25 protein-coding genes and 1 riboswitch are annotated in these 25,290 nt (G+C 38.4%); of the genes, 16 read left to right on the forward strand and 9 right to left on the reverse strand.

What is annotated here, in order from left to right; all coding sequences use genetic code 11:
• Positions 1-35: 35 nt before the first annotated feature.
• The gene (locus tag H0185_RS19165; protein WP_221875100.1) at positions 36-263 is read right to left on the reverse strand and encodes a hypothetical protein; all 228 of its coding nucleotides are present in this window, start codon (positions 261-263) and stop codon (positions 36-38) included.
• A gap of 539 nt (positions 264-802) precedes the next feature.
• On the opposite strand from H0185_RS19165, the gene H0185_RS19170 reads away from it, so the two are divergent.
• Both H0185_RS19170 and H0185_RS19175 read left to right on the forward strand, forming a co-directional pair.
• Positions 803-2,449 carry a long-chain-fatty-acid--CoA ligase gene (locus H0185_RS19170; RefSeq protein WP_221875101.1) on the forward strand — a complete coding sequence of 549 codons (1,647 nt, stop codon included), beginning with the start codon at positions 803-805 and terminating at the stop codon, positions 2,447-2,449.
• Positions 2,450-2,462: 13 nt separating this feature from the next.
• A complete protein-coding gene (locus H0185_RS19175; RefSeq protein ID WP_221875102.1) occupies positions 2,463-3,242 on the forward strand; it encodes an SDR family oxidoreductase in 780 nt (259 codons plus the stop codon).
• Positions 3,243-3,359: 117 nt separating this feature from the next.
• Here the strand turns inward: H0185_RS19175 and H0185_RS19180 are convergent, their stop codons facing one another.
• Positions 3,360-4,157 carry an alpha/beta fold hydrolase gene (locus tag H0185_RS19180; protein WP_221875103.1) on the reverse strand — a complete coding sequence of 266 codons (798 nt, stop codon included), beginning with the start codon at positions 4,155-4,157 and terminating at the stop codon, positions 3,360-3,362.
• 125 nt (positions 4,158-4,282) lie between these two features.
• On the opposite strand from H0185_RS19180, the gene H0185_RS19185 reads away from it, so the two are divergent.
• The 4 genes from H0185_RS19185 to H0185_RS19200 are packed head-to-tail and all read left to right on the forward strand — an operon-like array spanning position 4,283 to position 7,096.
• Complete coding sequence (locus H0185_RS19185; protein WP_221875104.1) at positions 4,283-4,651, forward strand: hypothetical protein; 369 nt, start codon at positions 4,283-4,285, stop codon at positions 4,649-4,651.
• A 50-nt stretch (positions 4,652-4,701) separates the two neighbouring features.
• Positions 4,702-5,358 carry a hypothetical protein gene (locus H0185_RS19190; protein ID WP_221875105.1) on the forward strand — a complete coding sequence of 219 codons (657 nt, stop codon included), beginning with the start codon at positions 4,702-4,704 and terminating at the stop codon, positions 5,356-5,358.
• 23 nt (positions 5,359-5,381) lie between these two features.
• Positions 5,382-6,017 carry a polyhydroxyalkanoate biosynthesis repressor PhaR gene (locus tag H0185_RS19195; protein WP_221875106.1) on the forward strand — a complete coding sequence of 212 codons (636 nt, stop codon included), beginning with the start codon at positions 5,382-5,384 and terminating at the stop codon, positions 6,015-6,017.
• A 20-nt stretch (positions 6,018-6,037) separates the two neighbouring features.
• Positions 6,038-7,096: an alpha/beta fold hydrolase gene (locus H0185_RS19200; protein ID WP_221875107.1), complete on the forward strand. Its 1,059-nt coding sequence runs from the start codon at positions 6,038-6,040 to the stop codon at positions 7,094-7,096.
• A gap of 56 nt (positions 7,097-7,152) precedes the next feature.
• Here H0185_RS19200 and H0185_RS19205 read toward each other — a convergent pair whose 3' ends face one another.
• The gene (locus H0185_RS19205) at positions 7,153-7,944 is read right to left on the reverse strand and encodes an alpha/beta fold hydrolase (RefSeq protein WP_221875108.1); all 792 of its coding nucleotides are present in this window, start codon (positions 7,942-7,944) and stop codon (positions 7,153-7,155) included.
• Between the two features lie 261 nt (positions 7,945-8,205).
• Between H0185_RS19205 and phaQ the strand changes: the two genes are divergently transcribed.
• Positions 8,206-8,643, forward strand: coding sequence for a poly-beta-hydroxybutyrate-responsive repressor (gene phaQ / locus H0185_RS19210; protein ID WP_221875109.1), 438 nt, complete (start codon positions 8,206-8,208; stop codon positions 8,641-8,643).
• Positions 8,624-9,241: a hypothetical protein gene (locus H0185_RS19215; protein WP_221875110.1), complete on the forward strand. Its 618-nt coding sequence runs from the start codon at positions 8,624-8,626 to the stop codon at positions 9,239-9,241. The genes phaQ and H0185_RS19215 overlap by 20 nt, the downstream gene beginning before the upstream one ends.
• Positions 9,242-9,332: 91 nt before the next feature.
• On the opposite strand, the gene H0185_RS19220 is transcribed toward H0185_RS19215, so the two are convergent.
• Entirely contained in the window at positions 9,333-9,818 is a 486-nt protein-coding gene (locus H0185_RS19220; RefSeq protein ID WP_221875111.1) for a QueT transporter family protein, read from the reverse strand.
• A 6-nt stretch (positions 9,819-9,824) separates the two neighbouring features.
• A riboswitch (PreQ1 riboswitch) is annotated at positions 9,825-9,869 on the reverse strand.
• A 378-nt stretch (positions 9,870-10,247) separates the two neighbouring features.
• On the opposite strand from H0185_RS19220, the gene H0185_RS19225 reads away from it, so the two are divergent.
• The 3 genes from H0185_RS19225 (at position 10,248) to H0185_RS19235 (ending at position 12,816) form a co-directional block, all read left to right on the forward strand.
• Positions 10,248-10,529: a YkvA family protein gene (locus H0185_RS19225; protein ID WP_221875112.1), complete on the forward strand. Its 282-nt coding sequence runs from the start codon at positions 10,248-10,250 to the stop codon at positions 10,527-10,529.
• An 18-nt stretch (positions 10,530-10,547) separates the two neighbouring features.
• Positions 10,548-11,321 (forward strand): TerC family protein, encoded by a 774-nt coding sequence (locus tag H0185_RS19230; protein WP_221875113.1) that lies wholly within the window; start codon positions 10,548-10,550, stop codon positions 11,319-11,321.
• 169 nt (positions 11,322-11,490) lie between these two features.
• Positions 11,491-12,816: a hemolysin family protein gene (locus tag H0185_RS19235; protein WP_221875114.1), complete on the forward strand. Its 1,326-nt coding sequence runs from the start codon at positions 11,491-11,493 to the stop codon at positions 12,814-12,816.
• A 278-nt stretch (positions 12,817-13,094) separates the two neighbouring features.
• Here the strand turns inward: H0185_RS19235 and H0185_RS19240 are convergent, their stop codons facing one another.
• Entirely contained in the window at positions 13,095-13,586 is a 492-nt protein-coding gene (locus H0185_RS19240; RefSeq protein WP_221875115.1) for a GNAT family N-acetyltransferase, read from the reverse strand.
• A gap of 229 nt (positions 13,587-13,815) precedes the next feature.
• Between H0185_RS19240 and H0185_RS19245 the strand changes: the two genes are divergently transcribed.
• Positions 13,816-14,880: a DUF2157 domain-containing protein gene (locus H0185_RS19245; protein ID WP_221875116.1), complete on the forward strand. Its 1,065-nt coding sequence runs from the start codon at positions 13,816-13,818 to the stop codon at positions 14,878-14,880.
• A complete protein-coding gene (locus tag H0185_RS19250) occupies positions 14,873-15,418 on the forward strand; it encodes a GDYXXLXY domain-containing protein (protein ID WP_221875117.1) in 546 nt (181 codons plus the stop codon). Before H0185_RS19245 ends, H0185_RS19250 begins: the two co-directional genes overlap by 8 nt.
• 53 nt (positions 15,419-15,471) lie before the next feature.
• Here the strand turns inward: H0185_RS19250 and H0185_RS19255 are convergent, their stop codons facing one another.
• Entirely contained in the window at positions 15,472-18,531 is a 3,060-nt protein-coding gene (locus H0185_RS19255) for an efflux RND transporter permease subunit (protein WP_221875118.1), read from the reverse strand.
• Between the two features lie 468 nt (positions 18,532-18,999).
• Between H0185_RS19255 and H0185_RS19260 the strand changes: the two genes are divergently transcribed.
• Positions 19,000-20,223 (forward strand): glycoside hydrolase domain-containing protein, encoded by a 1,224-nt coding sequence (locus H0185_RS19260; protein ID WP_246629303.1) that lies wholly within the window; start codon positions 19,000-19,002, stop codon positions 20,221-20,223.
• A 68-nt stretch (positions 20,224-20,291) separates the two neighbouring features.
• Here the strand turns inward: H0185_RS19260 and H0185_RS19265 are convergent, their stop codons facing one another.
• Entirely contained in the window at positions 20,292-20,414 is a 123-nt protein-coding gene (locus H0185_RS19265; RefSeq protein ID WP_221875120.1) for a DUF4023 domain-containing protein, read from the reverse strand.
• Between the two features lie 146 nt (positions 20,415-20,560).
• On the opposite strand from H0185_RS19265, the gene H0185_RS19270 reads away from it, so the two are divergent.
• On the forward strand, positions 20,561-21,079 hold the full coding sequence (locus tag H0185_RS19270; RefSeq protein WP_221875121.1) for a GNAT family N-acetyltransferase: 519 nt from the start codon (positions 20,561-20,563) through the stop codon (positions 21,077-21,079).
• 204 nt (positions 21,080-21,283) lie between these two features.
• On the opposite strand, the gene H0185_RS19275 is transcribed toward H0185_RS19270, so the two are convergent.
• On the reverse strand, positions 21,284-22,630 hold the full coding sequence (locus H0185_RS19275; protein WP_221875122.1) for a uracil-xanthine permease family protein: 1,347 nt from the start codon (positions 22,628-22,630) through the stop codon (positions 21,284-21,286).
• A gap of 581 nt (positions 22,631-23,211) precedes the next feature.
• On the opposite strand from H0185_RS19275, the gene H0185_RS19280 reads away from it, so the two are divergent.
• Positions 23,212-23,550 (forward strand): YrdB family protein, encoded by a 339-nt coding sequence (locus H0185_RS19280; protein WP_246629304.1) that lies wholly within the window; start codon positions 23,212-23,214, stop codon positions 23,548-23,550.
• A 179-nt stretch (positions 23,551-23,729) separates the two neighbouring features.
• Here the strand turns inward: H0185_RS19280 and H0185_RS19285 are convergent, their stop codons facing one another.
• Positions 23,730-25,091: a cytochrome P450 gene (locus H0185_RS19285; protein ID WP_221875123.1), complete on the reverse strand. Its 1,362-nt coding sequence runs from the start codon at positions 25,089-25,091 to the stop codon at positions 23,730-23,732.
• Positions 25,092-25,290 lie beyond the last annotated feature (199 nt).

Genomic DNA, 25,290 nt, shown 5'->3' on the forward strand with positions numbered 1-25,290 from the left:
TTAGTGAATTGTTTCACATAATTCTTAAAAAAAATTTACTCGCAAACCGGATTTCTAGGGATTTTTTCAAAATAGATGTCATTGGTGATTCTTGATACCTTTTTTACGATGACTACATAGTTAAGAGTCCATATGACAGTAGGAATTCGTTCATCGTTTTTAAACATCATGGCCTCAAATTCATCTCCGATAACCTCCTCGAAGGTTTCAAGAGTATAGGTTTCAGTATCGGTCGAAAAGGACTTCCAGTTACAAAGGATCATTACAATCACTCCTTGTTGTTTAATTCTTCCTTATGCGTTAAATATATCACGTTAACTGGAAGATATATTGTGAAATGTTGAACAAAGTTTGACGGTTTATAAAGCGCTTACAGTGTAAATGTTGTAAAAATTAAATTAATTATTCATTTTCAGCTAAAATTCAAAGGACTAAGAAAAGAACATATAAATAAGAAGGAGAGTCTCTAGTTTACTAGTTTTCTTAGTAGATTACATAATAAAACAATAGTAGTAGGTCTTAAATACCCACCCTAGTAAAGGTTAAAACGTGAAAATAAATAAAATTTTTCGACAATTACCAACAGAGTTTTCTAGGGCTATTAGGCTATTTTCGGGGTTGAACCGGCAGAAAACAGGCCGTATTCGATAAAAATCGACAAAATCATCTAAAAAGATAAAAAATATGTCAAAATGGCACCGTTTACAAAAAAGTGTTTTATAACAATAATTTAGATGTTAGAATAATTAACCAAATCATGGATCGGCATAATGGAGAAAAAAATCATCTTGGGGGTAGGAGTATGGTATATCAGCAAAAACCTTGGTTGAAGTTATATGATTCAAAGGTTAGTGAAAATGTATCGGTAGAGTATAGTTCTCTATTTGATTTACTTGACCGTTCATCCGCCATTTATGGTGAAAAACCGGCTCTAACTTTCTACGGAAGATCCTGGAACTTTAATGATCTCAAATCTGTAGCAGAAGCCTTTGCGGCATCCTTACATAGCAGTGGATTTAAAAAAGGCGACCGCATGTCGATAATGTTGCCTAATAGTCCACATTATATTTTTAGCTTATTTGGTAGTTTTCGATTAGGCGGGATTAACGTTCAGGTAAATCCCATGTATGTTGAAAGAGAAATCGAGCATGTTCTAGCCGATTCTGGTTCAGAATTTATCATTGTCTTAGATACCTTATATCAAAAGGTCAAGAATGTTCAACCAAAGACGAATTTAAAAGAAATTATTGTTGTGAATCTTGGTGGCGAGAAGATCGCTCTAGAAGAAGGAGATCGCTACTTTGAGGAGTTCCTAGCGGAAGGGAAAACTATACCAGAAACAGCTATCAGTCCTTACGAGGACGTTGCCATGTTGCAGTATACGAGCGGAACAACGGGGGTAAGTAAAGGGGTTATGCTTACTCACCAAAATTTACTTGCAAATGTGGTTCAGGTATGTGATTTCGTCTATAGACCTTTTGAAGAGCTAATTCCGGAAGACTTCAAAATGATAAGTGTGCTTCCGATGTTCCACGTATTTGGGCTTTCATGTAATGCAATTGCTGGAATTAGAGAGGGTGCTAACCAGTTAGTATTACCGCGGTTCGATCCGAAGGAACTAATGGAAGTGGTTAAGACTGAGAAGCCGTTCCAAATGTCCGCTGTTCCTACGATGTATTTTGCGTTAAATAGCCACCCGGAAATTGAAGAATCAGGGTTTGGTGATATTCACTATATGAGTAGTGGCGGAGCACCACTTCCTGTTGAACAAATAAAAATATTTGAAGAAAAAACAGGCGGAAAACTACTAAATGGTTATGGGCAATCAGAGCTATCTCCGTCCCCTATTTTTAACCCGCCTTTCCTTAAGGCAAAGCCAGGGAGTGTGGGAATTCCGATACCTAGTACAGAAGCGAGAATAGTAGAAATCACTGAAGATGGTGAAATGGTCGATGTACCGGTCGGGGAACCAGGTGAGTTGATTATAAAAGGACCTCAAGTAATGAAAGGCTATTGGAACCGTCCAGAGGATACTAACAAAACCATTAAAGATGGCTGGCTTCTTACTGGGGATATCGCAAAAATGGACGAAGACGGTTATTTTTTCATCATGGACCGTAAGAAAGATATGATTATCGCGAGCGGTTATAACGTTTACCCTGCTGAGGTAGAGGATGTCCTATACCAACTACAAGGTGTTGAAGAAGCCGTCGTAATTGGAGTACCTGATGAATATCGAGGGGAAACGGTTAAAGCATTCTTAAAGATAAATGATAGTGAGACCCTATCAACTGAAGATATTATTGCTTTTGCTAAAAAGAATTTAGCTCCATATAAAGTGCCAAAGCAAGTAGAAATACTAGAAGAGCTTCCTAAATCCTCTGTAGGGAAATTACTACGGAGAGTTTTAAGAGAACAAGAATTACAAAAACAAAAAGTAGGAGTCTAACAGGAGGGGAATTATGACTATGATTCAAGAATTATTTAATCTAAAAGGAAAAACAGCAATTGTTACTGGTGGAGGTAGAGGACTTGGTGAACAAATCGCCACTGTCTATGCAGATGCTGGAGCAAACGTTGTTGTCTGTTCAAGAAATGAAGAGGCTTGTAAACAGGTTAGTGAAGCCCTTAAGGCAAAGGGAGTTGGCTCTCTTGCATTTAAATGCGATGTTTCTAACGAGGAAGATATTAATCATGTAGTCAATGAAACTATGAAGGAATTTGGCAGAATAGATATTCTAGTTAACAACAGCGGAGTTAGCTGGGGAGCACCAGCCCTTGATATGCCTGTAGATAAATGGGACAAGGTAATGGATATTAACCTGAAGGCAGTGTTCTTATTTTCAAAGGCTGTTGGGAAAATCATGAAAGAGCAACGTTCAGGAAAGATTATTAATATTGCATCAGTTGCCGGCTTAGGTGGACAGGATACAAGAATGATGGATGCAATTGGCTACTCAACAAGTAAAGGAGCGGTAATTGCCTTTACACGCGACCTGGCTGTTAAGCTAGCTCCATATAATGTGCATGTTAATGCAATTGCACCTGGATTCTTCCCAACTAAGATGACAAATGCGTTACTTGATCATGTGGGTGAATTTATTCTTGAACGCACTCCAGCAGGCAGATTTGGCTCAGACCATGACATGATGGGACCAGCATTATTCCTTGCTTCAAGTGCTTCTGATTATGTCTTTGGTCATATTCTCTCAGTTGATGGAGGAACATCTGCACTAACTTAATAGACTTTTAGTAATAGTATCTAGAGACTGTTTTTGAAAGAATTTTTGCTAAAAGCGATAGATTTTGAGAAAAGAGCTTTGAAAATAGGAATGCCGAATTACGGCATTCCTAATCCATTATACCTTTGCTAGAAACTCTAGTACTTTTTTATTAACGGTTTCCTGTGCCTCCGTCACATAAAGGTGTCCGGCCCCTGGTACTACACAAAACTTTGCTCCTTTGATTCGTTGGCTAAGTGTTTTTCCATTCTCAAATGGAACTAGTTTATCGTCATCACCATGAATGACTAGTGTAGGAACTGAGATTTTATCTAGTTCATCATACGTATCATGGGCAAGGCAGGCCTGGAGTTGGAGCATGTATCCATGTGGTGGAGTTGGAATTTGCAGTCTAACATCAATATCTTCCTTGATGGCGTCGTGATGGTCACGAATGAATTTTTGACTGTAAAGGATGGGCACTGCAGCCCAAGCGGCTTCCTCTGGTGTAACGGATCCTCTGGAGACCATGGCCATAGCTATTTCGGGACTAGGTTGGACGTGGTTAACGCCACCTGATGTTGTGCACCCAAGGACGAGGGATTTTACTCGTTCAGGATAAGCGATGGCAAGTCTTTGGGCAATCATTCCACCCATTGAGATTCCATAAACGTTTGCCGCTTGCACATCTGCAGCATCTAAGACAGCTTTCGCATCTTCCGCCATCAGTTCGATTGAATAGGGTGTCTCAGGCTTTGAGCTGCGGCCGGTTCCGCGATTATCAAAGATGATTACTTGATAGTTTTGTGATAAGGCTTCCAAACTTCTTTTCCAGGATAAACAATTGTGTGACAAACCCATAATTAGTAGTAAAGGTTCACCTTTTCCGTGAATCTCGTAATATAGATCAATACCATTTGCTTGGGCTATAGGCATTTTCCCATCTCCTTTAAAATTAATGATGGTAAAATATATGGAATTTTCGTATAATTAAGAACATAATTCAGAGATTATTAACAAGGCTTTATCGTGACAGCCAGGTGTTAGCGTGGGGGAAATATATGTGGACCATTGATGAAGAGTCAGCCAAAACGTACAAGAAATTAGAAGCAGACTATAATCGCCGAGTCCTATCCATGACTAACAATTTGCAGTACGTTAAAAATATTGGACAAGCATTCAATGCTCATTTGGATTACGTAGTCGAGGTGAGAAAGCTTACGAAGGAGCTGTTAGACGCATTAAACCTCCCTGACAGGGATGAAATTGCTTCAATTGCTAAGAGAGTAAGAGCTTTGGAATCGAGACTAGATGATCTGGATGAACAAATAGAAGAGTCCAAGAACCAGATGAGAAACCACCAAAATCAAATTAGAAAATTCTCACAGGAAATGGCCGAATTATCAAAGGAACTGGTGGATTCAGAGTAACTCTATTATTGTGATTTTCTATTAATTTTATATAAAAGGTGGAGAGAGAGATGGCAGAGAACAAAAAGGCTTCTAAAAAGGAAGAAGTACAGGTGAAAAGTGAACAGCAAGAACCTGTAGTTGAAGAGAATCAAACGCAAGAACAAACTGAACAAAATTTATCAAGTTTAGAACTTTTGTGGAATAACGCTTACCAGGAGTTAGACAAATGGGCTGAGCGTGGAAATTACCGAGATGAAATATTTCTTAAAGCCGTAAAAGACTACTCTGAGAGTGTTCAGCGCAATCGTGACAACCTCAAAGAAGTTACAGAGCAATTCAATAAGGAGCTGGTTGAATGGCAACGTACAGCTCGTGAAGAGTTCTTAATGTCAACTACTGCGATTCAACATTTCTTCCCAGTAAGATCTTATGAGGAAATCAACCAACTATTTGATCGGATCCAAAAATCAACTGCAGGCATTTTAAGTGCGCCATATCGTGCAGTAAATCCAGACCAGGCGATTGAAAGATATGTTGGAATGGTGGAAAAATACATTGAGCTTCGTAAAAAGGGTAGAAATGAGTATGTTAGCACTGTAAAGAAGACTACGAATATCGTTCAACAAAATCAGAGAGTCTTTGTAAACCTTTTTTCAAAACAAGTAAAATCTTTATTCCCATTCAATAAACATATGGAAAAGCAAGAAGACGCAGTGAAATCTTAAAAATAGATTAGGAGCGATTACGGATGGCAAAAGAAAAATACGATCCATATAAAGGGTTTAGAGAACTAACTGGTATGTGGGAAAAACAAATGAATTCCCTGTTGTTATCATGGTCTGATAACACTGATTATATCAAGCTTTCAAATGTGGGGTTACAGACGCATACACGTTATTTAGAAATGATAAAAAGAAATCAGGAAATCATGGCTAATTTTATGAATATGCCTACTAAAACTGATGTGAAAAATGTTGCGAAGTTGACCATTCAGGCTGAAGAAAAAATTGATGCTCTTGAAGAACAAATTTGGAATTTGCAAGATAGCTTTGCTGCAATTAACAAAGAAAATATGGAGTTTTTTGGGGAGCTTGTTGCTCTGTCCAAGCAAATGAAAGAAGAACTTGATAACAATGTAAAAGAACTACGCGAAGCTAAAAAGGTTAAATCGGACCTTCAAAAATTACGCAAAGAGCTTTCCGACACGAATGAGTTGAAAGCTGAGCTCCAAGAGTTAAGACGGGAGTTAACAGAAGCGAATGGTCTTAAGCTGGAATTACAAGAATTGAAACAAGAACTTGTTCAATATAAGGAAACAAAGAATCAAGAACCAGTACAGGAAAAAAAAGAATTCGAACTGGCAGGAGCCGGAACAGGTAAATAATTCAGGAAGTAGGGGAAAAAATGGCAGTAGAATCACCAGTAAAAATTCCAGCCTTGGATTATGAGAAGGAAATGAAGCGCTGGACTCAGGTTTATAAAATTCTAACTGAAGATGCACCTAAAATCGAGCATTCACCTCGTGAAATGGTCTGGAGAAAAAACAAAACAACTCTTTGGCATTATCCAGCAAAAGAAAAAAAATATAGCACACCATTGTTCTTTGTCTATTCACTTTTAAATAAACCTTATATTTTAGATATTAGTCCGGATACAAGTGTTATTGCGGGTCTTACTAAACGTGGATATGATGTTTATTTGCTTGATTGGGGTAATCCAGGGTACGAGGATGATGATATCAGTTTTGATAGCTATATTCTCGACTACTTAGAAAAAGGTGTAAAACGTGCTTTGCGCCACTCTGGTGCTGAAGATATTTCAGTCGTAGGGTATTGCTTAGGGGGAACCATTGCCTCCATTTTCGCGTCAATCACTGATTTACCAATTAAGAACCTAATCGTTGCAACTGTTCCTATTGATTATAGTGTGGGAGTAGCACCTGAAAAATGGCTTGAAGGACTCCAGAATGGAACCGTTAGTGTTGATCGTTGGGTGGATGTTTATGGTACCATTCCTCCAGCACTAGTAGAAGCTATGTTCAGGACCTTAGCGCCGGTTAACGTTTCGCCATATGTTGGTTTGGTGTCTCGTGCCCATGATAGCAGATATGTGGACAAGTGGAGAAGAATGGATAAATGGCTAAATGATTCAGCACCTTTTGCGGGAGCTGCATTAAAGCAAATGTTCAATGATCTTATGAAGGATAATAAGCTTGTTAAGGGTGAATTGGTGATTGGTGGAAGAAGAGCAGATCTTAGCAATATCAAATGCAATTTCTTTGCTGTTTCATCTGCAAACGATGGGTTAATTGCGGAAGGACAGAGCCTACCAGTCATGGACCTTGTTTCTAGTGAGGATAAAACTTATAAGGTTGTTGAAGCGGGTCATGTTTCGCTAGCTTTAAGCGGATTGTTCGCGCCAATCGTTGACGAATGGTTGTCCAGTCGTTCAGACCTTGCATAATGATCTTTAAATAGAGGGGGGAAGGGTGAATCCCTTCCCATTTCTTTTGTTGAATACTATGCACTTTCTTGGAAACCTTTTTTATGCTTGTTGATAAAGTTACAAACCAGTCGGTTAAATCTGTCCTTAGCCTCGAATTTAGGCACATGACCGGTATTTCGCATGACGATGAATTCTGAATTTGGAATTAGCTTATGCATCCACAATTGTAACCAAGGAGGCAATACAGAATCATATTGACCGGCAATAACAAGCGTAGGAACTTTAATTTTCGGTAATAATTTAAGGTTATTAACCTCCATACAAGCCTTTCCTGATGCCAAAAAGGCATTGCGCTCAGGGCGATAACTTTCAGCAAACTTCTCTAAGGATTCTTTCTTCCAAGAATACAGACATTTTTTTGCAGCAATGTCTCTTCTTTCAGCTACTGTTAATTCTTCAATCTGAGATTCTCTAAACTTCATGTAAAGTTTTCCAAGCCTCTTAGGAATATAATGAAAAGTACAAGTGAGAATAAGAGAGCGACATATTCCTGGTGCTTGACGATAAATTTCTTGTGCTACAGCTCCTCCCATGGATAGGCCAAGTATGTGAGCGCTTTCAATTGAGAGTTCATCTAACAATCCAATTACATCTTTAGCGAAGTTTTCGATGGAGATGCCTTCTATGGATCTATGCTCTCCATGGCCACGTAAGTCTGGAATTATAAGTTCGTAATATTCAGATAATTCATATTGACTTTGCCACCCCTCTTTTACCTCGCCTAGACCATGAATCAATACCAATGGTTCTCCGCTTCCAAAGTGCAGATAAGGCATACCTGTTTTACTAACCTTTGTGTTTTGCATCCTCAAACCACCTCTTCTGTTTTTTACTTTTATTCCCAAACAAGAATGATTCTAAACCTTCACAAATTGTTCAAAAACCATTTTACAATTTATGTATATGTTTCTTTTACACAAAGTTTACTCTATATGTGTAAAATACATATAGTTGGATAAACTAGGTTGACAGGTTATTGTATATAGGTGTAAAATACATATAGAGAAGCAGTTATAAGAATACTGTTTTCCTCTATGTGTATTTTACATATAGGTGAGGTGTTGGGTATGGTAAATAATGATAACAATCAATCGGTAAATCCATCTAAGAATTTCGTACTACCATTCATATTATTGCTTCTAAGTAGAGTGTCCCTCCATGGGTATGAGCTTAGTCAGAAACTTCAGGCATTCGGTTTTAAAAGTATTGATCAGGGAAACCTTTATCGTTTACTTAGGAAGCTTGAAGCGGACGAGCTAGTATCTTCTGAATGGGATACAACAGGAAATGGTCCTGCTAAAAGAAAGTATTCAATTACGAAGGCTGGTATTACTTACTTAAAAGGATATGCAAATCAACTAGAAACGTATCAAGCCATGTTGGATCAGTTTTTCTCGATGTACAGTAGTCTTTTAGAGCTCTATATCCCTTCTTTTTCGACAAGGGATTCCATAGAGAAAAAAAGAAGTGAAAAGAGGAGGAACGATGATGGCAAAAAAGAATGAAGCAATTGAAGTACAAGAAAAAAATACGAGTGTAGAAGTGAATCCAACTGATTTATTCGTGAACACTCTATGGGATCAGTACGAACAATCACTTTCAAGAGCAAGACAACTGCGTGAAGCACAAGAAGAAGCTCTTCTTAAATCCTTTAAGGAAGTGCTAAAGTTTAATAAGGAATACAGAAAGTCAGTAGGTAGCTTATACCAACAGACAAGAAAAACAAACTTGGACCTTGCTAAAGGCGTAGTCCAAAACGTTTCTAACAGAGAAGAAGGCAAAGAAATTAAAGCCGTTGCGAAGTTAAAGGAATTCGATGAGGTTACAAATCAGTTAAAAGAGATTACTGAACAAATGGAAAAGCTTGCTTTAACACCAGTTCAGTCTACATTTAATTTTATTAACCAACTTGAAGAAAACTTAGAAAAGAACGCAGAGTCTTACCTTGCATATTCACGTGAGCGTCGGAAAGCTTGGCAACAAGTTACTGACGAATATGTAAAGCAAGCAAGAAAAACAAATCATGAAGCAGTCGGTTTTGTTAGGGACAAGTCGAAGGAACTTATCCAAACAGCAAAATCCGTAGAGCTTGTAAACAGCTAATTGAAATAGAAAGACCACCATCAGTTTACAACTGTGGTGGTCTTTTATCATGTAATGAGCAATCCTTGGTAGGTACGATCTAGCCAAACCTTTATATCATTTCCCCGAATTTTACTCGTTTATTGATTGCGTACATAATTGGAATCCCTACAGCCAGAACTGCTAATTCTCCAGCAGCAGTAGTAAGCCAAGTAAAGAAAAATGGTAAGTTAAAAGCTAAGTTTAGTTCAATCGCAATAATAAACATATTGAAAGTGAAAACCACTGTGTTTACAGCCATTAAGCCAATCATACTTTTAATATACCTTCCAGCTACAATCGTAATGAGTAAAGAGATGACAGAGTGTGCAACCCCAAACACTAAATCATAAGCTACAAGTGGTGAAAAGAATAAATTAGTCAGGAAAACCCCAAGGACAATCCCATAAAAGTAGTTCTTATTGAATACAATCAGATGATTAAACATTTCTGATACTCGGAATTGTACATTTGTAAATCCAAAGGGTTGGACAACAGCTGAAACAGCAATATATAATGCTGCTACAATTCCATTTCCTACAATTGTTCTGATATTCAAGGTCATCTCTCCTTAGTTTTTTTCCGTGGGAGGGTTTCGAACCACGTCAAGCACAATAGTTAAGTATAGGTGAAAATCTCAATATTAACAATACAATTTTTCGTAGTTTAGGGTGAAAAGGGGTGGTAAATTTTTGCTAATTTTAATTGACAAAAAAACCTTAGGCAGATATATTATAAATAATTTATTTTGAATAGTTCTCCTAAAGGGGAGTAGCTTTTACAGCATTGTCGTCAATTCGGAGGGAATCACCTCCCGGCACTGTTGGCAACGAACATGTCGTTGTTAGCAAGACCTTTACCTAGTAGTGGTAAGGGTTTTTCTGTTTTTAAAACCTTTACCCACTTGTGGTAAAGGTTTTATTTGTTTATCTTGGTTCCGATTGTTAAAGAATAGGACTGAACTGTTTGGTAAAAAGGGGAATGTAGAATGAAGTTTTTTAAACGATTACGTTTTGTCTTAAAGTATTGGAAATCGATTCCCTTTGTTGTAGAATTCTTTCTTTCGCGGGAAGTTGAAGTCTCAAAGAAGGTACTTAGTGTTCTGTTGATTCTGACTTATGTCTTCTTTCCCTTCGATTTAATTCCAGATTTTATATACTTACTTGGGATTTTAGATGATATTGTGATCACCAGTTTTATCATGGAAAGAATGGTAAATTGGGCTCCAGAAGCACTAAAAAACAAATATCATCTCCATGAAAAGATATAATTGAGGAGGAGATAACCGGTGGAAGCCTCCATTTTGCTAGAATATGGCTGGGTGTTGTTCGTTCTAATTGCTCTTGAGGGACTTTTAGCTGCAGACAACGCCCTTGTTTTGGCCATTATGGTGAAACACCTTCCTGAGGAAGATAGAAAAAAAGCCCTTTTCTATGGGCTTGCAGGTGCCTTTGTGTTTAGGTTTGTATCCTTATTTATTATTTCCTTTCTAGTTGATGTATGGCAAGTGCAGGCAATTGGTGCCCTATATTTATTGTTTATCAGTATTAATCATATTGTTAGGAAACTGATGGTTAAAGGTAAACCCGATGGTATGATGACCGAAAAGAAAAAGAAAAAATCCGGGTTTTGGGTCACTGTGTTCAAAGTTGAAGTAGCTGATATTGCGTTTGCAGTGGATTCAATCCTAGCTGCGGTTGCACTGGCCATGACCTTACCGAACACACCTCTTCCTACAATAGGTGGGATGGATGGGGGGAAATTCCTTGTTGTTTTTGCAGGAGGGTTAATCGGTGTGATTATCATGCGGTTTGCTGCCAATCTTTTCGTGAAACTGCTCCATGCTAGACCAGGACTAGAAATTGCCGCTTTTCTTATTGTTGGTTGGGTTGGTGTTAAGCTAGCTGTTTTAACATTAGGACATTTGGATGTAGGGATTATTCCATATGAGTTTGCTCATTCCAAAACGTGGAAACTCACTTTTTATTTCGTACTTATCGCCATTGCAGTATCTGGTTGGTTCTTGTCTAAAGAAAGGCCAGAAAAGCAACCTGATACGTAATAATTTTATATACAGAAATCACATGAGCCACTCTCAAAAGGGGGGCTCATGTTTTATTTTAGATTTTAATCGGACGAAGAGAATTAAATCTGCATGATTTATGAAAAATAAGAAGGTTCTACAAATATTCATTAGGATGTAGTCGCATAATGATTGGGGGGTGGGTTCTTTGGGCTTTGAAATCTTATTACTTATCGTACTAATTGTACTGAATGCCTTTTTTGCAGCTTCTGAAATGGCGCTTGTGTCTTTAAACGATAATAGAATAAAAGTAATGGCTGAGTCTGGGGATAAAAAGGCAAGGTTAGTTCACAATTTATTATCTGAACCTAGTCAATTCCTAGCGACAATCCAGATAGGGATTACATTAGCTGGATTTTTAGCTAGTGCATTTGCTGCAGGTAGCTTTGCAGGGAGGTTGGCAGAATACTTATCGGGTAAAGGGATTCCCCTTAGTCAAACCATGCTTGAGACACTATCTACTGTTGTTATTACTCTAATCTTATCTTATTTTACCTTAGTGTTGGGAGAGCTGGTTCCTAAAAGGCTTGCCTTACAAAAGGCGGAGGCAGTGTCTTTCATTGCTGCTGTACCTTTAACATGGCTTTCTAAACTTGCTTTACCATTTGTCAAGCTTTTGACATGGTCAACGAATATGATTGTCCGACTGTTTGGGGTAGACCCTAATGCAGAGGATGAAGATATCACAGAAGAAGAAATCCGCTTGATGGTCGATGTGGGCCAAGAAAAAGGAACGATACAAGAAGCCGAAAAGCAAATGATCAATAATATCTTTGAATTCGATAATAAAACGGCATCCGATATTATGACACATAGAACCAATATTGTGGCAATTCCAGTTCATAGTGACTTAAAAGAAACGGTTCACAAGGTTAATGTGGAAAAATACACAAGAATTATCGTTTTTGAGGATGATCTTGATCACATTATTGGCATCCTTCATGTAAAGGATTTAATTCAGTTTATTGAAAGCGGAGATAGAAATGCGTTTGATTTAAAGAAGATGGTAAGGGAACCCTATTATGTTCTTGAATCGGTTACGATTGATCACCTTTTTAGAGATATGCAAAAAAATAATGTTCATATTGCTATAGTGATTGATGAGTACGGGGGGACAGATGGAATTGTTACGATTGAGGATATGATTGAGGAAATTGTGGGAAATATCTTTGACGAATATGATGAACCAGAATTAAATGAGAAAGAAATAGAGAAAATTGATGAATATAACTATTACATGATTGGCACGACAAATCTTTACGAAGTGGAGGATATTCTTAATATTGAACTTCCGACACAAGATTACGATACCTTAAGTGGGTTTATTATCGGCCAGTTAGGTTATATCCCAGGAGTAGACGAACGACCAGCCATTGAGTACGAAAATATTGTATTCGCTGTTGATGAAATGGATGATAGACGAATTGTAAAAGTGAAGGTAAGTTTGATGGAAACATCAGAGCAGAACGAATAGGAAGGTGGAGATGCTCTATGAATGCCTCATAGAGCATGGACTAAGATTAGATTGTCATATTCCTGAAGGGCTCTTTTCTCAAAACCTTTGGTTGCTCTTGAGATCATGCCGGTTGAGCAGAGCTCATTTTTGCCTTTAAAAAGAGTTACATGGGAGAAAAGAGCTTGATAACATCCTACGGTTAAATCGACTCTTTTTTTTACAACACCCTTTACGAAAACAATCCTCCTGAAAAGAGCTTTTATAATAAAAATCAGTATCAAATAGAACTCTACAGGTTACTCCGCAAGTAGAAGCTGTAAATATAAAACATTTTGCCATTCTCCAAATTTAAAGCCAACTTCTCTTAGCTTGCCTGCAAACTTGAAACCGTACTTTTCATGGAGGTGAACGCTAGCGTCGTTTCCTTCGGTTATTCCCGCAATAATTGTATGGTACCCAAGCTCCTTGGATTGTTCAATGATGTCCTTCATTAAGGCATTTCCAATCCCTTTTCCGCGATGCTTGTCCGAAAGGTAAATGGAAATTTCCACGGTTTTTGCATAGGCCTCCTTTGGATTATAAGGCGAAATGCCACAATATCCAGCAATTTCTCCATTATCCTCAGCAACAATTAAAGGGTATTGCTCTCCAAACTTATAAAACCACTGCTCTCTTTGTTCAAGGGTTTGCTCAACTAAATCAAAGGTGGCGGTCAGATTCACTATCGCTTCATTATAGATATCTAGTATTGCTGGTAGATCTCCTATGGTTGCTTTCCGTATAATCAAAATTAATCCCCCAATCTGCCAGAATTTAACACTATCTTGTTTGTTTCTTGATAAAATAGAAGTAGAAACAACATGTGTCAATATTATCGCCTCTAATGGAGTTTTTTTAAAGAGTTTTATTAGCGAAATAAAAATTATTACTAAGTAAGTAGGTTGTCTATTTCAACTTACTCTTGAAGGAAGGTGAACTTATAAAAGCGAAACTAAAAGGATAAAGGGGTGAAGGGTCATGTCTAAACGGAGAGTAAAGTACGGTGAATTGCAATTTTTAAAAAAAGAACTGCAGTTTTTAGAAAAGATGGGGGTTATTGAAGCTGGTAAAAGCAAAGAGATTGATCATTATTATGAAGCAGAGCAGATTTCTTTTACGAAAACACTTCTTTATGTAGGTTCTGTTTTAATTGGGATTGGTGTTCTAAGCTTCGTTGCAAGTAACTGGGCAGAGATAGGAAAGTTAACGAAGTTTTTACTCATCATAGGTTTGTTTATTGGTAGTATTTTTACCGGTTTTCGGATGGAAAGAAATTTGCCTAAAACTGCAAAGAGTTTTTACTACTTAGGAGTCATTGTATTTGGAGCAGGTATTTTCCTCGTTGGTCAAATGTTTCACTTTGGAGGTGACTTTCAGGATGCGTTCTTATGGTGGTCTTTAGGCATTCTCCCCTTAGCCTATGTTTTACGTGATAAATGGATCCTCCTTGGTTCAGCTGTATTCATTCTTATATATATGACAGATGGACCCATTTTTAGCGGTCAAATGATTCCTTTTTGGATTCTTCTCTGGATCATTATCATACACTACCTGAATAATAGAAACGGCTTTTCATCAGCAACTGGGTTGGTAAATGGTTTTCTTCAACTAGCGTTTATCGCCTCTGCACTCAACTTTTTCCTAAATGGATTGGACAATGTAGAATATATTTACGGCCTTTGTTTTTTCGCCATTGGAATCACGCTCACAAATATGAAGGAAAAATTCCGTGAAATTTACGTATTGTTAGGATATCTTGTCCATGGGGCAGCGGCCCTATTGCTATCTTTCCCAGATAGCTGGCCAATTGAGTGGATGTATATTCCGTTTTCAATTCTGTATTTATCGTATTTATTATTCTTAATTAAGAGAGGTAGTCTGTTTAGTATTATTCTTCTTTGTATCATGATTTTCCGTTTTTATCTAGATTACACCTTTGATTTTCTACCCAAATCCCTAGTCTTTATCATAGGTGGAATTCTCTTGCTTGGATTTGGATTCTACTTTGAAAAGCAAAGGAAAGGGAGGGGAAATCATGTCTAAACGCACCAAACAAATCATTCTTGCTTGTTTAGTTCCAATCGGGATATTAATTGGCATGACGGCAACTCCTTTGTATACGTTAATGACGGGTCAAGAGATCCTCCTTCGTACAATACCTGTAGACCCGACAGATTTATTTCGCGGAGATTATGTGGTTTTAAGATATGAAGCCGAAGAGATTCCAACTTCATTAATCAGTAAGGAAGTCCAAACCAAAATAGAAAAAGGGCGGGATGACACTGAGGTATATGTCACTCTCGAGTTAAAGGAGGGTGTTCATACCCCCACAGAGGTTGTCCTCGCTAAACCAGATACAGATTTGTACCTGGAAGGGAACCTAAATTACATTGGACCTTCTTGGGATGGAGGGAGTGTAGAAAGGGAAGTTGCGTATATCACGTATAGCCTTGATAAGTACTTTGTTGAAGATAACACGGGCCTAGAATTAGAGGAAGCCTCTAGAAACGGCAATATTCTAGCAAAAGTAAAGGTGAAAAATGGGTATGCCTATTTAGTAGACCTTACAATTGTAAATTAGCACACCATAAAAAAGGCTGCACCAAAGGGGATGACCTTTGGGCAGCCTTTTTACTACTGGTTGGTTGTGTTAGGGGTAGGTTGAACATCAATTGGAACTTGGTCTATTCTTTCTGTATTTACAATAATAGCTTCTCTCCTAGTAAACAAGCGATAAACCGCAGGGATCAAAAATAAGGTAATAAGCGTGGCAAATAACAAACCTGAAATAATCGCTGTCGCCATAGGTGCTTGATAATTGCCAGATGTTCCTGATGCCAATGCTAGTGGCAGCATACCGCCCGCAGTGGTTAGAGTTGTCATAAAGATTGGTCGTATTCGATCTTTCCCTGCCTGAACTAAAGCCTTATCGAGGTTTTCTCCTTCTCTTCTAAGCTGGTTGGTACGGTCTACTAAAAGAATTGCGTTGTTTAATACAATACCAATTAACATGACAATTCCCATACCTGACATCAGACTTAACTCTCGTTGTGTTAAGAATAGCCCTAAAATAACACCTACAATGGTCATTGGAATGACAGACATGACAATAATCGGGTGAAATAGATGGTTAAATTGGACGGCCATAACTAAGTATACTAAGAAAAGAGCAATCCCAAGGATAAATAGCATTTCTTTAATTAGTTCCTGTTGCTGTTCAAGGTCTCCAGCTACAGAGGTACTATAACCAGCTGGTGTGTCAAACGCATCAATAGCCTTTTGGACATCACGGTTGATGGCTCCAAGGTCTCTCCCTTCAATATCAGCCGAAATAGAGATAGATCGCTCGCCATCAATATGGCTAATTTCATTTGGAGACTCAACGGTATTCAACTCAATAAAGGTAGATAGTGTTTTTTCACCGTCTACAGTTGGGACTTTAAGGTCAAGAAGGGATGCTTTTGTATCCGTTGATTCCGTCCATTTTACAGTTAAAGGAACACTTTCACCATCGACGGTCATTTCACCGATAGGCATCCCTAAAAAAGCCTGTTCTATAATCTGTTTGATTTGGAAGGATGTTAATCCGGCTTTTTCAATTTCTTGTTCTTTTAAACTAATTAATTGTTCAGTGGAAGTTCGGTCCATTGAACTATTTACCCCAACGATTCCTTCAATTTCATTTAGGTCTTCAATTAAATCAGCGGATAATGTTTGGAGGTTTTCAAACTCTTCTCCTGTGATGTTCACCTGAACAGGATACCCACCACCACCGGTCATTGCACTTTGAACGCTCTCAATTGGGTGGTTCTCCTCTAGAGCGCGTAGAGATTTAAAGATTTCCTCATTTATCTCCTGTTGTTCCCTTGTAATGTCATCCCCCTTGGTCATGTTGATAATGGTATATAACATCCCCCCATTATCCATGACATAACTGGATTCGACGTCTTTTATATTCCTTAATGTGTTTGTTATTTCTTGAACAACATTTTCTTTATCGTCTATCGTGATACCAGTTTCTAAATCAACCATGAGCTCAGCGTAACGGTTGAAAACATCTGGCATTATCGTCATGGGGATTTTTGTAATTAACGTCAATGATCCAGCAAGAATAAGGATAAACAAGGAGATGACTGCTAGACTATGGCGCTTTTTCTTAACAACCCAGTCAACTGCGCCTGAATACCCCTTCAAGATGGTTCCTTCTTTTTTTTCACGCTTACCGGAACGAAGTTGTAAAAACTTTTCTGAAAGAGACGGTATTAAGGTGAAGGAAATGACAACCGAACTAATCAAGGTTATTGCGACGACGATTGAAAGGGCGATCATGAATTGCCCCATTTCACCACCAAGCATTCCTACGGGTAAAAACACAACGACTGTGGTCAACATTGAAGCAATCACTGCAGAGGCAACCTCTTTTACACCTTGGAGAACTGCATCTAGCTTGGTAAGCCCGAGTTCTTTCTTCCGATAAATGGATTCTAAAATGACAATGGAAGAGTCAACCATCATTCCGATTCCAAGTCCTAATCCTATGAGAGTTAACATATTCAGGCTATAGCCAAATATCCACATGGCTGTGAACGTTAATAGTACAGAAGTCGGGATGGATAACCCTACAATAATTGTTGCGCGAACATTTCTTAAAAATAGCAATAAAATAGCAATCGCTAACACAGCACCAATGAGAATATTTCCTGTCACACCATCAATGGCTTCCTGGACATAATCTGCTTGCGCGACCATTTCTGTTAAATGAAAACCATCAATGAGACCTTCTTCTCTTATTTTCTTTACTTCGGCTCGGACGGCTTCTGCCATTTCAATCTGAGTTACATCTGATACCCGGCCAATTTGTATAAAAATAAGATCCTTTGAGCCATTTTTCCACACGAACGAGGAGTTTTCTATCGGGCTAATAGAAACTTTAGCCACATCCTCCAATTGGATAAAACCTGATTGGACAGGAATCATGATCGATTGTACATCTTCTACATTTTCAAGCTTTGTATTCCATCTTAGAAGAGGAGAACCGTTTTCTTCACTTAATTCACCAAGAGTAGCTTCGTCATTCGCTTGTTGAATGGCATTTATTATCTGAGTAGAATCAAGACCTTCTTTGGTCATTTCATCCCGATCAAACTCAATGGTTATTTCATGCTCCGTTAATCCTGTTAATGAAACATCCCGAACTTCTGCTAAATCTTCAAGCCGTGGCTCAAGAACTTCTTTAGCAAAAGTGGTGATCGTTCCCATATCTCCACCCGAGACATCCATAAAAAACTCATAGGTTTGGTTTGATCCAAACTGGCCGGACTCTACATCTTTAATTGAGGGAATCTCGGTTGCAGTTGTGTTTACAATTGATTCAACCTCCCTATACATTTCTTCGCCTTTTCCTTGTTCAAATTGAAGTTGGAAAGATGCTCTACCCACTGTAGTCGTTGAAAGGATTTCTTCAATTCCATCATGTCCTTGAAGTTTTTGTTCTAGGGGAGTTGTGATACTTCGTTCTACTTCACTGGCCGGAAGTTCACCGGCATTAATCTCAATATAAGCTCCATCCATTTCAATTACTGGCATTAATTCTTTATTGAGGTCTAAAACGGCGTAGGAACCGACCAATATAACGAACAAACAGAGCAAGCCAACCAAAATTTTACGTTGAACAATAAACTTTAATAATTTCATCCTCATACCCCTTTGTTTACCTAATTATAGAGAAAATAATTATTACCCACCCGAGATTCAGTATAATCTAAATCTTGCAAAAGATAACTAAAAAATAGTAAAAATTTACAATTTTTTGTTCAAACCATGCTAGAAATTTTATTGGGGTGTGGAAAATATATCCACTCTCTACATCTCCATCCTAACCACTCCTTGAAAGGCCTACCATGAACTTCAGATAGATTTTTCTCTAAGACTTAAGACGGAGGAAACCAGAAATCTAAAGATCATGTCGATATATCTACTAGCAATTTCATGGGCTTCTATTTGAGTCATACTAACAATTTTCGTTTGCAGTCTTGCTTAAAAGCAAAAAAACAAAAGCGGGTTATATCTTTTTATGGTAATTATTGCCTTGTTCATCCGAAGACTCACCTACATTTCCCTTGTTGCATACGATGACATGAAATGACAAGGAGGGGTGTAGCTTTGAAAAAATATAAGGTTTTACCAGTTGTCCTAGCTGCTTTTTGTACGGTTCTCGTTTCATTCTTTGTATTCTCCTTCATTGATTCTAATGCTTCAGGAGGCACAAACCCTGTTAATGAACAAGAAAGTAACTCTGAAGAAAATAACTCTGAAAAGAGCAATTCAGACGAGAACACGAATAGCAAAGGTTCAGGCGGGAATAGTGATATTTCTAATAACGTTCAAAATAACGTTAATGGCAATAAAGCAGATGTTTCGAATGATGTTGAAAATAATGTCACAGGGGAGAACGCAGACATAAGCAATACAATTGATAATAACTTAACTAACAGTAACGATAATCAAATTGAAAATAATGTAACGAATAATGTCGAAGTCAATGTGAATGTAAATGTCGAGAACAATATTAGTAATAATACCGAAGGATCAAGCTCAAGCTCGGAGAATGGCAATAATGATGGTAAAGATGAAAATAAGAACGATGAGAATAAAAATAACGATGAAAAGAATAAAGGAAATAACGAAGACAAGGGTAATGGGAAAAATGAAGAAGAAGGAAATAATAATAAAGAGGAAGACAGAATTGTTTGGGGTGTGGATTCCGCTAACTTGACAACCGAAGAGATGATTGCCTGCGTAGGAGATAATTTTGGCACTCCTGAAATATGGGGGCGATACTTAGGTGAAAAGGAAGGCGTATCAAAAGGGTTAACCTCTGATGAAATCGAACTGTTGCACTCAAATGATATTAAGATTTTATTGATTTGGAACCATTTTGTTGATGCAAGAGGGTACGACAACGGCCAAAAACAAGCCCAAGATGCGATTAAAATGGCACAAGAGCTAGGAGTTCCTGAAGGAGTTGCCATTTTTGCGGATATTGAACCAGATTATCCAGTAGACTCTGAGTTTATCAGAGGTTGGTTTGAGACCATGAATGAATCACCTTATCCGCCAGGTGTTTATGGTGTATTTGATGCAGAACAAGAACTTTATGCAGCCCATGAACAGGCAGGAAAAGATAATGGTGATTTATTAGGAAATACTTATGTTTGGACAGCTGCTCCTAATATAGGGGTCACAACGCAGAAAGAAGCGCCAGAATATAAACCAGAGGCACCGGATAATGCCCTAATCGGTGGGTGGCAATATGGTTTAGATGCACAGGCTTGTAATATTGATACAAATCTATTCCACAGTGATGTTTTGGATGTCGTTTGGTAGTTGTAATGAATATCTAGGGAAGGGGGGAAACGTTTTGTGGAAGGAATCTCCACCGTTTCCCTTTTTGGTTATTTATTACGGTTCGTAGGAAGCTTTTCGCTAGGATTATTTTTACCCTGACGTTTGCGGTTTTGTTCATCCTTCTGTTGCTTATCGTGCAGTTTAGTTAAAAAATCATTGGTGCTTTCCATATTGGCCCCTCCTTCATCGTCATTCATTTTTACTTTATCCAGATAGGATGAAAACATACAGGATGAGAATGGCAATGAGTTGTTTGGAAAACATAGAAATGGTAATACTTTTGGAACCTCTAAAAGGAATTTGAAGGAGCTATGAGATGGAAGATACACAAATAATTCGTGCTACTTATGAGGATATACCTGTAATAACGGAGATGTTTGAGGACTGCAAAGCTTATCTAGAACTACGTGGCATTCTTCAATGGGACGAGCACTATCCTAGTAAGGATTATTTTGAGTCTGCGTTTGAGGGCGAGAACCTTTTTGTTTTAAAAATAAAAGATGAAATAAAAGGAGCAATGGTACTAGATGAATGGCAGACACCGGAATGGAAGCAAGCACGATGGTCTGAGGTGGACGGAAAACCGTTGATTCTTCATTCCTTCTGTATTCATCCCACGGCGCAGGGCGGAGGTAATGGAGGGAAGATGCTTGAGTTTGCAGAGAACTTTACAGAAGAAAATGGATATTCAGCACTGCGGCTCGATACCTTTTCTGGAAATGAAGGAGCAGTTAAATTTTATGAAAAAAGAGGGTACAAAAGAACGGGGGAAGTTAAGTTAAATGGTAAACCAGCAGGACATGAAAAATATTATTGTTTTGAGAAACTATTTTAAAAACAATTATTTCATCAATTACGATTAAGACCCGATATGTTTCAACTGCAGGTAAATCTGCATCTTGATAACCGATGTCGACTTTGTCCAAGGCTACTACTATAGTGCCAAAGTCATCATCTTGTATGAGTCTTTGATCAAAAACAGATACGGAGCTTGAATGAAGATAAAATCCCCCTACCGTGTTCAGTAGGGGGATTTTCATTATGAAGCTGCAGGTGTTTGCTGCGATTCTTCGACTATATTTTTGTCTCTAGGAATGATGAGGTTCAAAATGACAGCAGCCAAGGCACCAACAGCTGTTCCTGAGGAAAGAATATAATTAGCGAAATCTGGAACACTATTCAAAATCTCTGATGGAAGAACCACGGTCCCAATTGTTAAAAGAATGGGTAAACCGATCACCATCATGTTCCGATCATTGATGACAACATTCTGGATGACCTTCATGCCATTCATGACAATTGCAACACAGACGATCCCGAAGATTCCGTTGATAACAGGTTCGGGAATACAAGTGATTAATGCTGACAGCTTTGGAATTAATCCTAAGGCAATTAATATGAACCCTGCACTGACAATAGCCATACGACTTGCTACACCAGTAATCGCAATAATCCCAGCGTTAGAAGAATAACCAGTCATAGGGGTTCCTCCAAATAGAGAACCAACAAAACATCCTAAACCCTCGCCTACAGAGGCTTTATTAAGTCTTTTATCGTCTAGTTCACTACCAGTTACCGTTGATACAACAAACCAAGTACCTGTTGTTTCAACTAAAATAACTAAATAGATAAATACCATAGTCAAAATAGCTTGTAAATCAAATACTGGTGCTCCAAAAGGGAAGAATTGCGGCAGTGAAATCCATGCTGCATCCTTCATCGGAGAGAAATCAACAGAACCAAAAAGTGAAGCTGTAATCGTTCCTGCTACAATCGCGAGGATCACAGATACCAAACGGAAAAAGGTTCCAAACCCATTCATTTTTCTTCCTAAAAGAATACATATGACTAACACAGCGGCCGAAACAAAGGCGATGAGAACGTTATTGCCTACATTACCTGGAGCGTGATAAATGCTATTAAACGCAGATGGCATTAAAGAAATCCCAACAATCACAATGACAGTTCCCCCTACAATTGGCGGGATGATTTTCCTGACTGCTTTAGCAAATACTTTTAACGGATATCCAAGAGCAGCAATGAGTAATGCTCCTGGCAAAAGACTACCGAATACAGCGCCTAAACCTAACTTACCGCCAATCGCAGCAAGTGCACCAATTGGTACATAGGACGGACCTTGGACGACAGGTAAGCGTAGACCACCAATTGTTTGAATAAGCGTAGCAATTCCTGCTGCGAGAAAACACATTTGAATAAAATACGTGGTATTTAATGCATCCATTGCTAGAAGCCCCGCAATAATGATGGGAGCGATATATAAATCCATTGCAAGTACATGCTGGAAACCTAGTAGTATTGATTTCCCTACACTAATTTTCTCGTCGACCCCAACTGTTAAGTTCGGATTTTGCTTGTTTCTCTCCACCTGCTTTTTCCCCCAGTATATTGAATTTTTTCTGAAAGCTAGGGCTGACCGATGATGTTGATAAACTAGTCGGACCTCACAACCCCATTGATAGATTGGTGTTTTGAACATATAGTAAATAATGATTTCACATTGAATTATAATCGGCATTTTTCAAAAAGTAAACACTATTTACGAATATTATTTACAAATGTTGAATTATAGTTCGGTTTTTAGTTTATTTCAGAATATTTAAGTGGCATTAGAGACGGCCTCACTATTTGTTCATAGCGGAGAACAAAAGTGGTTCATAGATGATGTTAATAAAAGAGGATTGTGTTGGAAAGAGAGAAGAAATTTCTGACAGCCTTTTATGAAAAAATGAGAGAGTTAGGGGTGTTCTTGCAGGAGGATTTGATCTTACTCTATGGTACCTTGGTTCTTTCTCTACAAAACTAGGTGTTTACTCTATGGATATTGGTCAGTAAGTCCACTTTCTCTGCCAAAGTCTATGAAATATATTTACTGGATAATTATAGGTTGTAATTTTTTGCTAAGTGGAATATTTTTAAGTAAAAAAGATACCGTGAGGGGGTAGGGGAATGGTGGTTCTTCAAAGCATCAATCTAGCTTTGCGTTTTGTGTTGGAGATGTTCGCTTTAGGGGCAGTAGCGTATTGGGGCTTTAAATATGGGAAGGATGGAATCTTTAAGTGGTCAATGGCCATAGGAGCACCCGCTTTGTTGGCGGTAGTTTGGGGAGTTTTTGGTTCACCAAAAGCGGTAATGAAACTTACTGGGACTTTGCATTTTACTGTGGAGGTGCTCGCCTTTGGATTGCCTGCTCTCGCACTATATTTTGCGGGTAAACAAAATCTTGCTTTTATCTATATGATCGTAGTCATCATCAATCGAATCCTCATGTTTATTTGGAATCAATAAGAGCCAAGATTAGCATCCCGAAAAATAGAGTTATCGGTTAGGAAGGAAGAAGAATACTAGCCCACGTCCAAATAGAGGTGGGCTAATAGTATCATTTTGCATGAAGAAACCATAGCAAATAGAAAAAATACTCGCACATTGCTTGAAATAGTTGTGTTTCTACTATTCCTGTTCGTACATTATCTCTCTTCCAATATCATCCTCAAACCAGGTTTCGGTCTTAGAGTAATAAGTGGTTGGGGTTTAATTGTTACATGGTTAGGGGTGAGCCGGAGGCGATATCGGTGAGTGATGCAGGCTAGAACAAGGACCATTTCCATAAAGGCAAAATGATTTCCAATACATACCCTCGGTCCCCCTCCGAATGGGAAGTAAGCATACGAAGGCAATGTTCTCATAAAATTATTTTCAAATCTTTCAGGGGTAAAATCATCTGGATTCTCAAAATAATCTGCTTGTCGATGAATAACATATTGACTCATGAGAACAGTTTCACCTTTTTCAAAGAGATAACCACCGATTTCAACATCCTCGTCCACTTGCCTTCCAATTACATAGGCAGGGGGATATAGTCGAAGAGATTCCCAAATTACGTTTTGTGTGTAAGGTAGTCTTTGGAAGTGTTCAGGTTTTAGCGATTCTGTACCAAGGACAGCGTCTATTTCGTTATGAAGTTTTTCCTCTACTTCTGGATGCTGTGACAATAGATAAAGCGTCCATGACAGGGCATTTGCAGTTGTCTCATGTCCAGCTAGAAAAATAGTCATCAGCTCGTCGCGAAGCTGCTCGTCGGTCATGCCTGTCCCGTGCTCCTCATCCCTCGCTTCCATTAAGATTCCAAGAAGGTCTTCCTTCAAACCGTCTTCCTGTCTTCGATTGCCAATGATGTTAAAAAGCAATTCATCGAGTGCTTTGGCAACCTGTTTGAATTCGCGGTTGGTTTTAGTTGGCAGCCATAAAGGCATCGGAAGGATGGATCGCATGCGCTTAATAGCAAGCTTCATCCCTTTCTCAACGGAATCTCCCAATAGTTCATGTCCCTCTTTGAAATCCATGCTAAACATTGTTTTGGTGATTATCCCTAAGGTAATATCCAACATATCCTCGGTGATTTCGGTTTCCATGCCTGCGCTCCATTTATTCATATATTCTTCGGTAATATCAATCATATCTTGAGCGTAGCCGTTTATATGTGTTTTCTTGAAGGCAGGCTGTATCAGCCTTCTCTGCTGCATATGCATTTCTTTTTCACTTGTTAAGAGACCTTCGCCAATAAGTGCTTTTAGAGACTGAACATCCCTCGACTTAATAAAGCTTTTTTGTTTCGTCACGAGTACTTCTTTTATTAACTCCGGATCCGATAGTAGAATAACTTTTTGAAACGGACCTAAGCGAAAACGAACAATATCTCCATATCTACTTGTAAGAGTTCGCATAAAACGAAGCGGGCTTTTTTGAAATTCGTTTAAATGTCCTGTGAAAAAACTTCCGTTCTGAGCCACTGGTATTTGCTTTTTGTTGAATGGATCGTCCAATAACATGTCCTCCTTTCATGACCATATGGAACAAGGTTTTTACTCCGTATATGATAAGCAAATAGCTAGGGTTTTGTGTGTAAATTGGTGGAAAAGCCCTAGCCTGAATTTTTTTAAGAGAAGGCTCGTAAATGAACAACTCCATTCCTTCCAAAGCTAGTCATATCAACCATTTTAAGCACCCTTAGTGTAGGGATGTATAAGA

It is taken from the genome of Mesobacillus maritimus, from assembly GCF_019749255.1.
GTDB lineage: Bacteria > Bacillota > Bacilli > Bacillales > Cytobacillaceae > Mesobacillus_B > Mesobacillus_B maritimus_A.

Coding starts and splice junctions, on each gene's coding strand:
- H0185_RS19170 (WP_221875101.1), top strand. CDS start 803: ATGGTATATCAGCAAAAACCTTGGTTGAAGTTATATGATTCAAAGGTT.
- H0185_RS19250 (WP_221875117.1), top strand. CDS start 14,873: ATGTCTAAACGCACCAAACAAATCATTCTTGCTTGTTTAGTTCCAATC.
- H0185_RS19270 (WP_221875121.1), top strand. CDS start 20,561: ATGGAAGATACACAAATAATTCGTGCTACTTATGAGGATATACCTGTA.
- H0185_RS19180 (WP_221875103.1), bottom strand. CDS start 4,157: ATGCCTATAGCCCAAGCAAATGGTATTGATCTATATTACGAGATTCAC.
- H0185_RS19200 (WP_221875107.1), top strand. CDS start 6,038: ATGGCAGTAGAATCACCAGTAAAAATTCCAGCCTTGGATTATGAGAAG.
- H0185_RS19280 (WP_246629304.1), top strand. CDS start 23,212: ATGGTGGTTCTTCAAAGCATCAATCTAGCTTTGCGTTTTGTGTTGGAG.
- H0185_RS19265 (WP_221875120.1), bottom strand. CDS start 20,414: ATGGAAAGCACCAATGATTTTTTAACTAAACTGCACGATAAGCAACAG.
- H0185_RS19205 (WP_221875108.1), bottom strand. CDS start 7,944: ATGCAAAACACAAAGGTTAGTAAAACAGGTATGCCTTATCTGCACTTT.
- H0185_RS19245 (WP_221875116.1), top strand. CDS start 13,816: ATGTCTAAACGGAGAGTAAAGTACGGTGAATTGCAATTTTTAAAAAAA.
- H0185_RS19175 (WP_221875102.1), top strand. CDS start 2,463: ATGACTATGATTCAAGAATTATTTAATCTAAAAGGAAAAACAGCAATT.
- H0185_RS19195 (WP_221875106.1), top strand. CDS start 5,382: ATGGCAAAAGAAAAATACGATCCATATAAAGGGTTTAGAGAACTAACT.
- H0185_RS19285 (WP_221875123.1), bottom strand. CDS start 25,091: ATGTTATTGGACGATCCATTCAACAAAAAGCAAATACCAGTGGCTCAG.
- H0185_RS19185 (WP_221875104.1), top strand. CDS start 4,283: ATGTGGACCATTGATGAAGAGTCAGCCAAAACGTACAAGAAATTAGAA.
- H0185_RS19190 (WP_221875105.1), top strand. CDS start 4,702: ATGGCAGAGAACAAAAAGGCTTCTAAAAAGGAAGAAGTACAGGTGAAA.
- H0185_RS19165 (WP_221875100.1), bottom strand. CDS start 263: ATGATCCTTTGTAACTGGAAGTCCTTTTCGACCGATACTGAAACCTAT.
- phaQ (WP_221875109.1), top strand. CDS start 8,206: ATGGTAAATAATGATAACAATCAATCGGTAAATCCATCTAAGAATTTC.
- H0185_RS19215 (WP_221875110.1), top strand. CDS start 8,624: ATGATGGCAAAAAAGAATGAAGCAATTGAAGTACAAGAAAAAAATACG.
- H0185_RS19225 (WP_221875112.1), top strand. CDS start 10,248: ATGAAGTTTTTTAAACGATTACGTTTTGTCTTAAAGTATTGGAAATCG.
- H0185_RS19255 (WP_221875118.1), bottom strand. CDS start 18,531: ATGAAATTATTAAAGTTTATTGTTCAACGTAAAATTTTGGTTGGCTTG.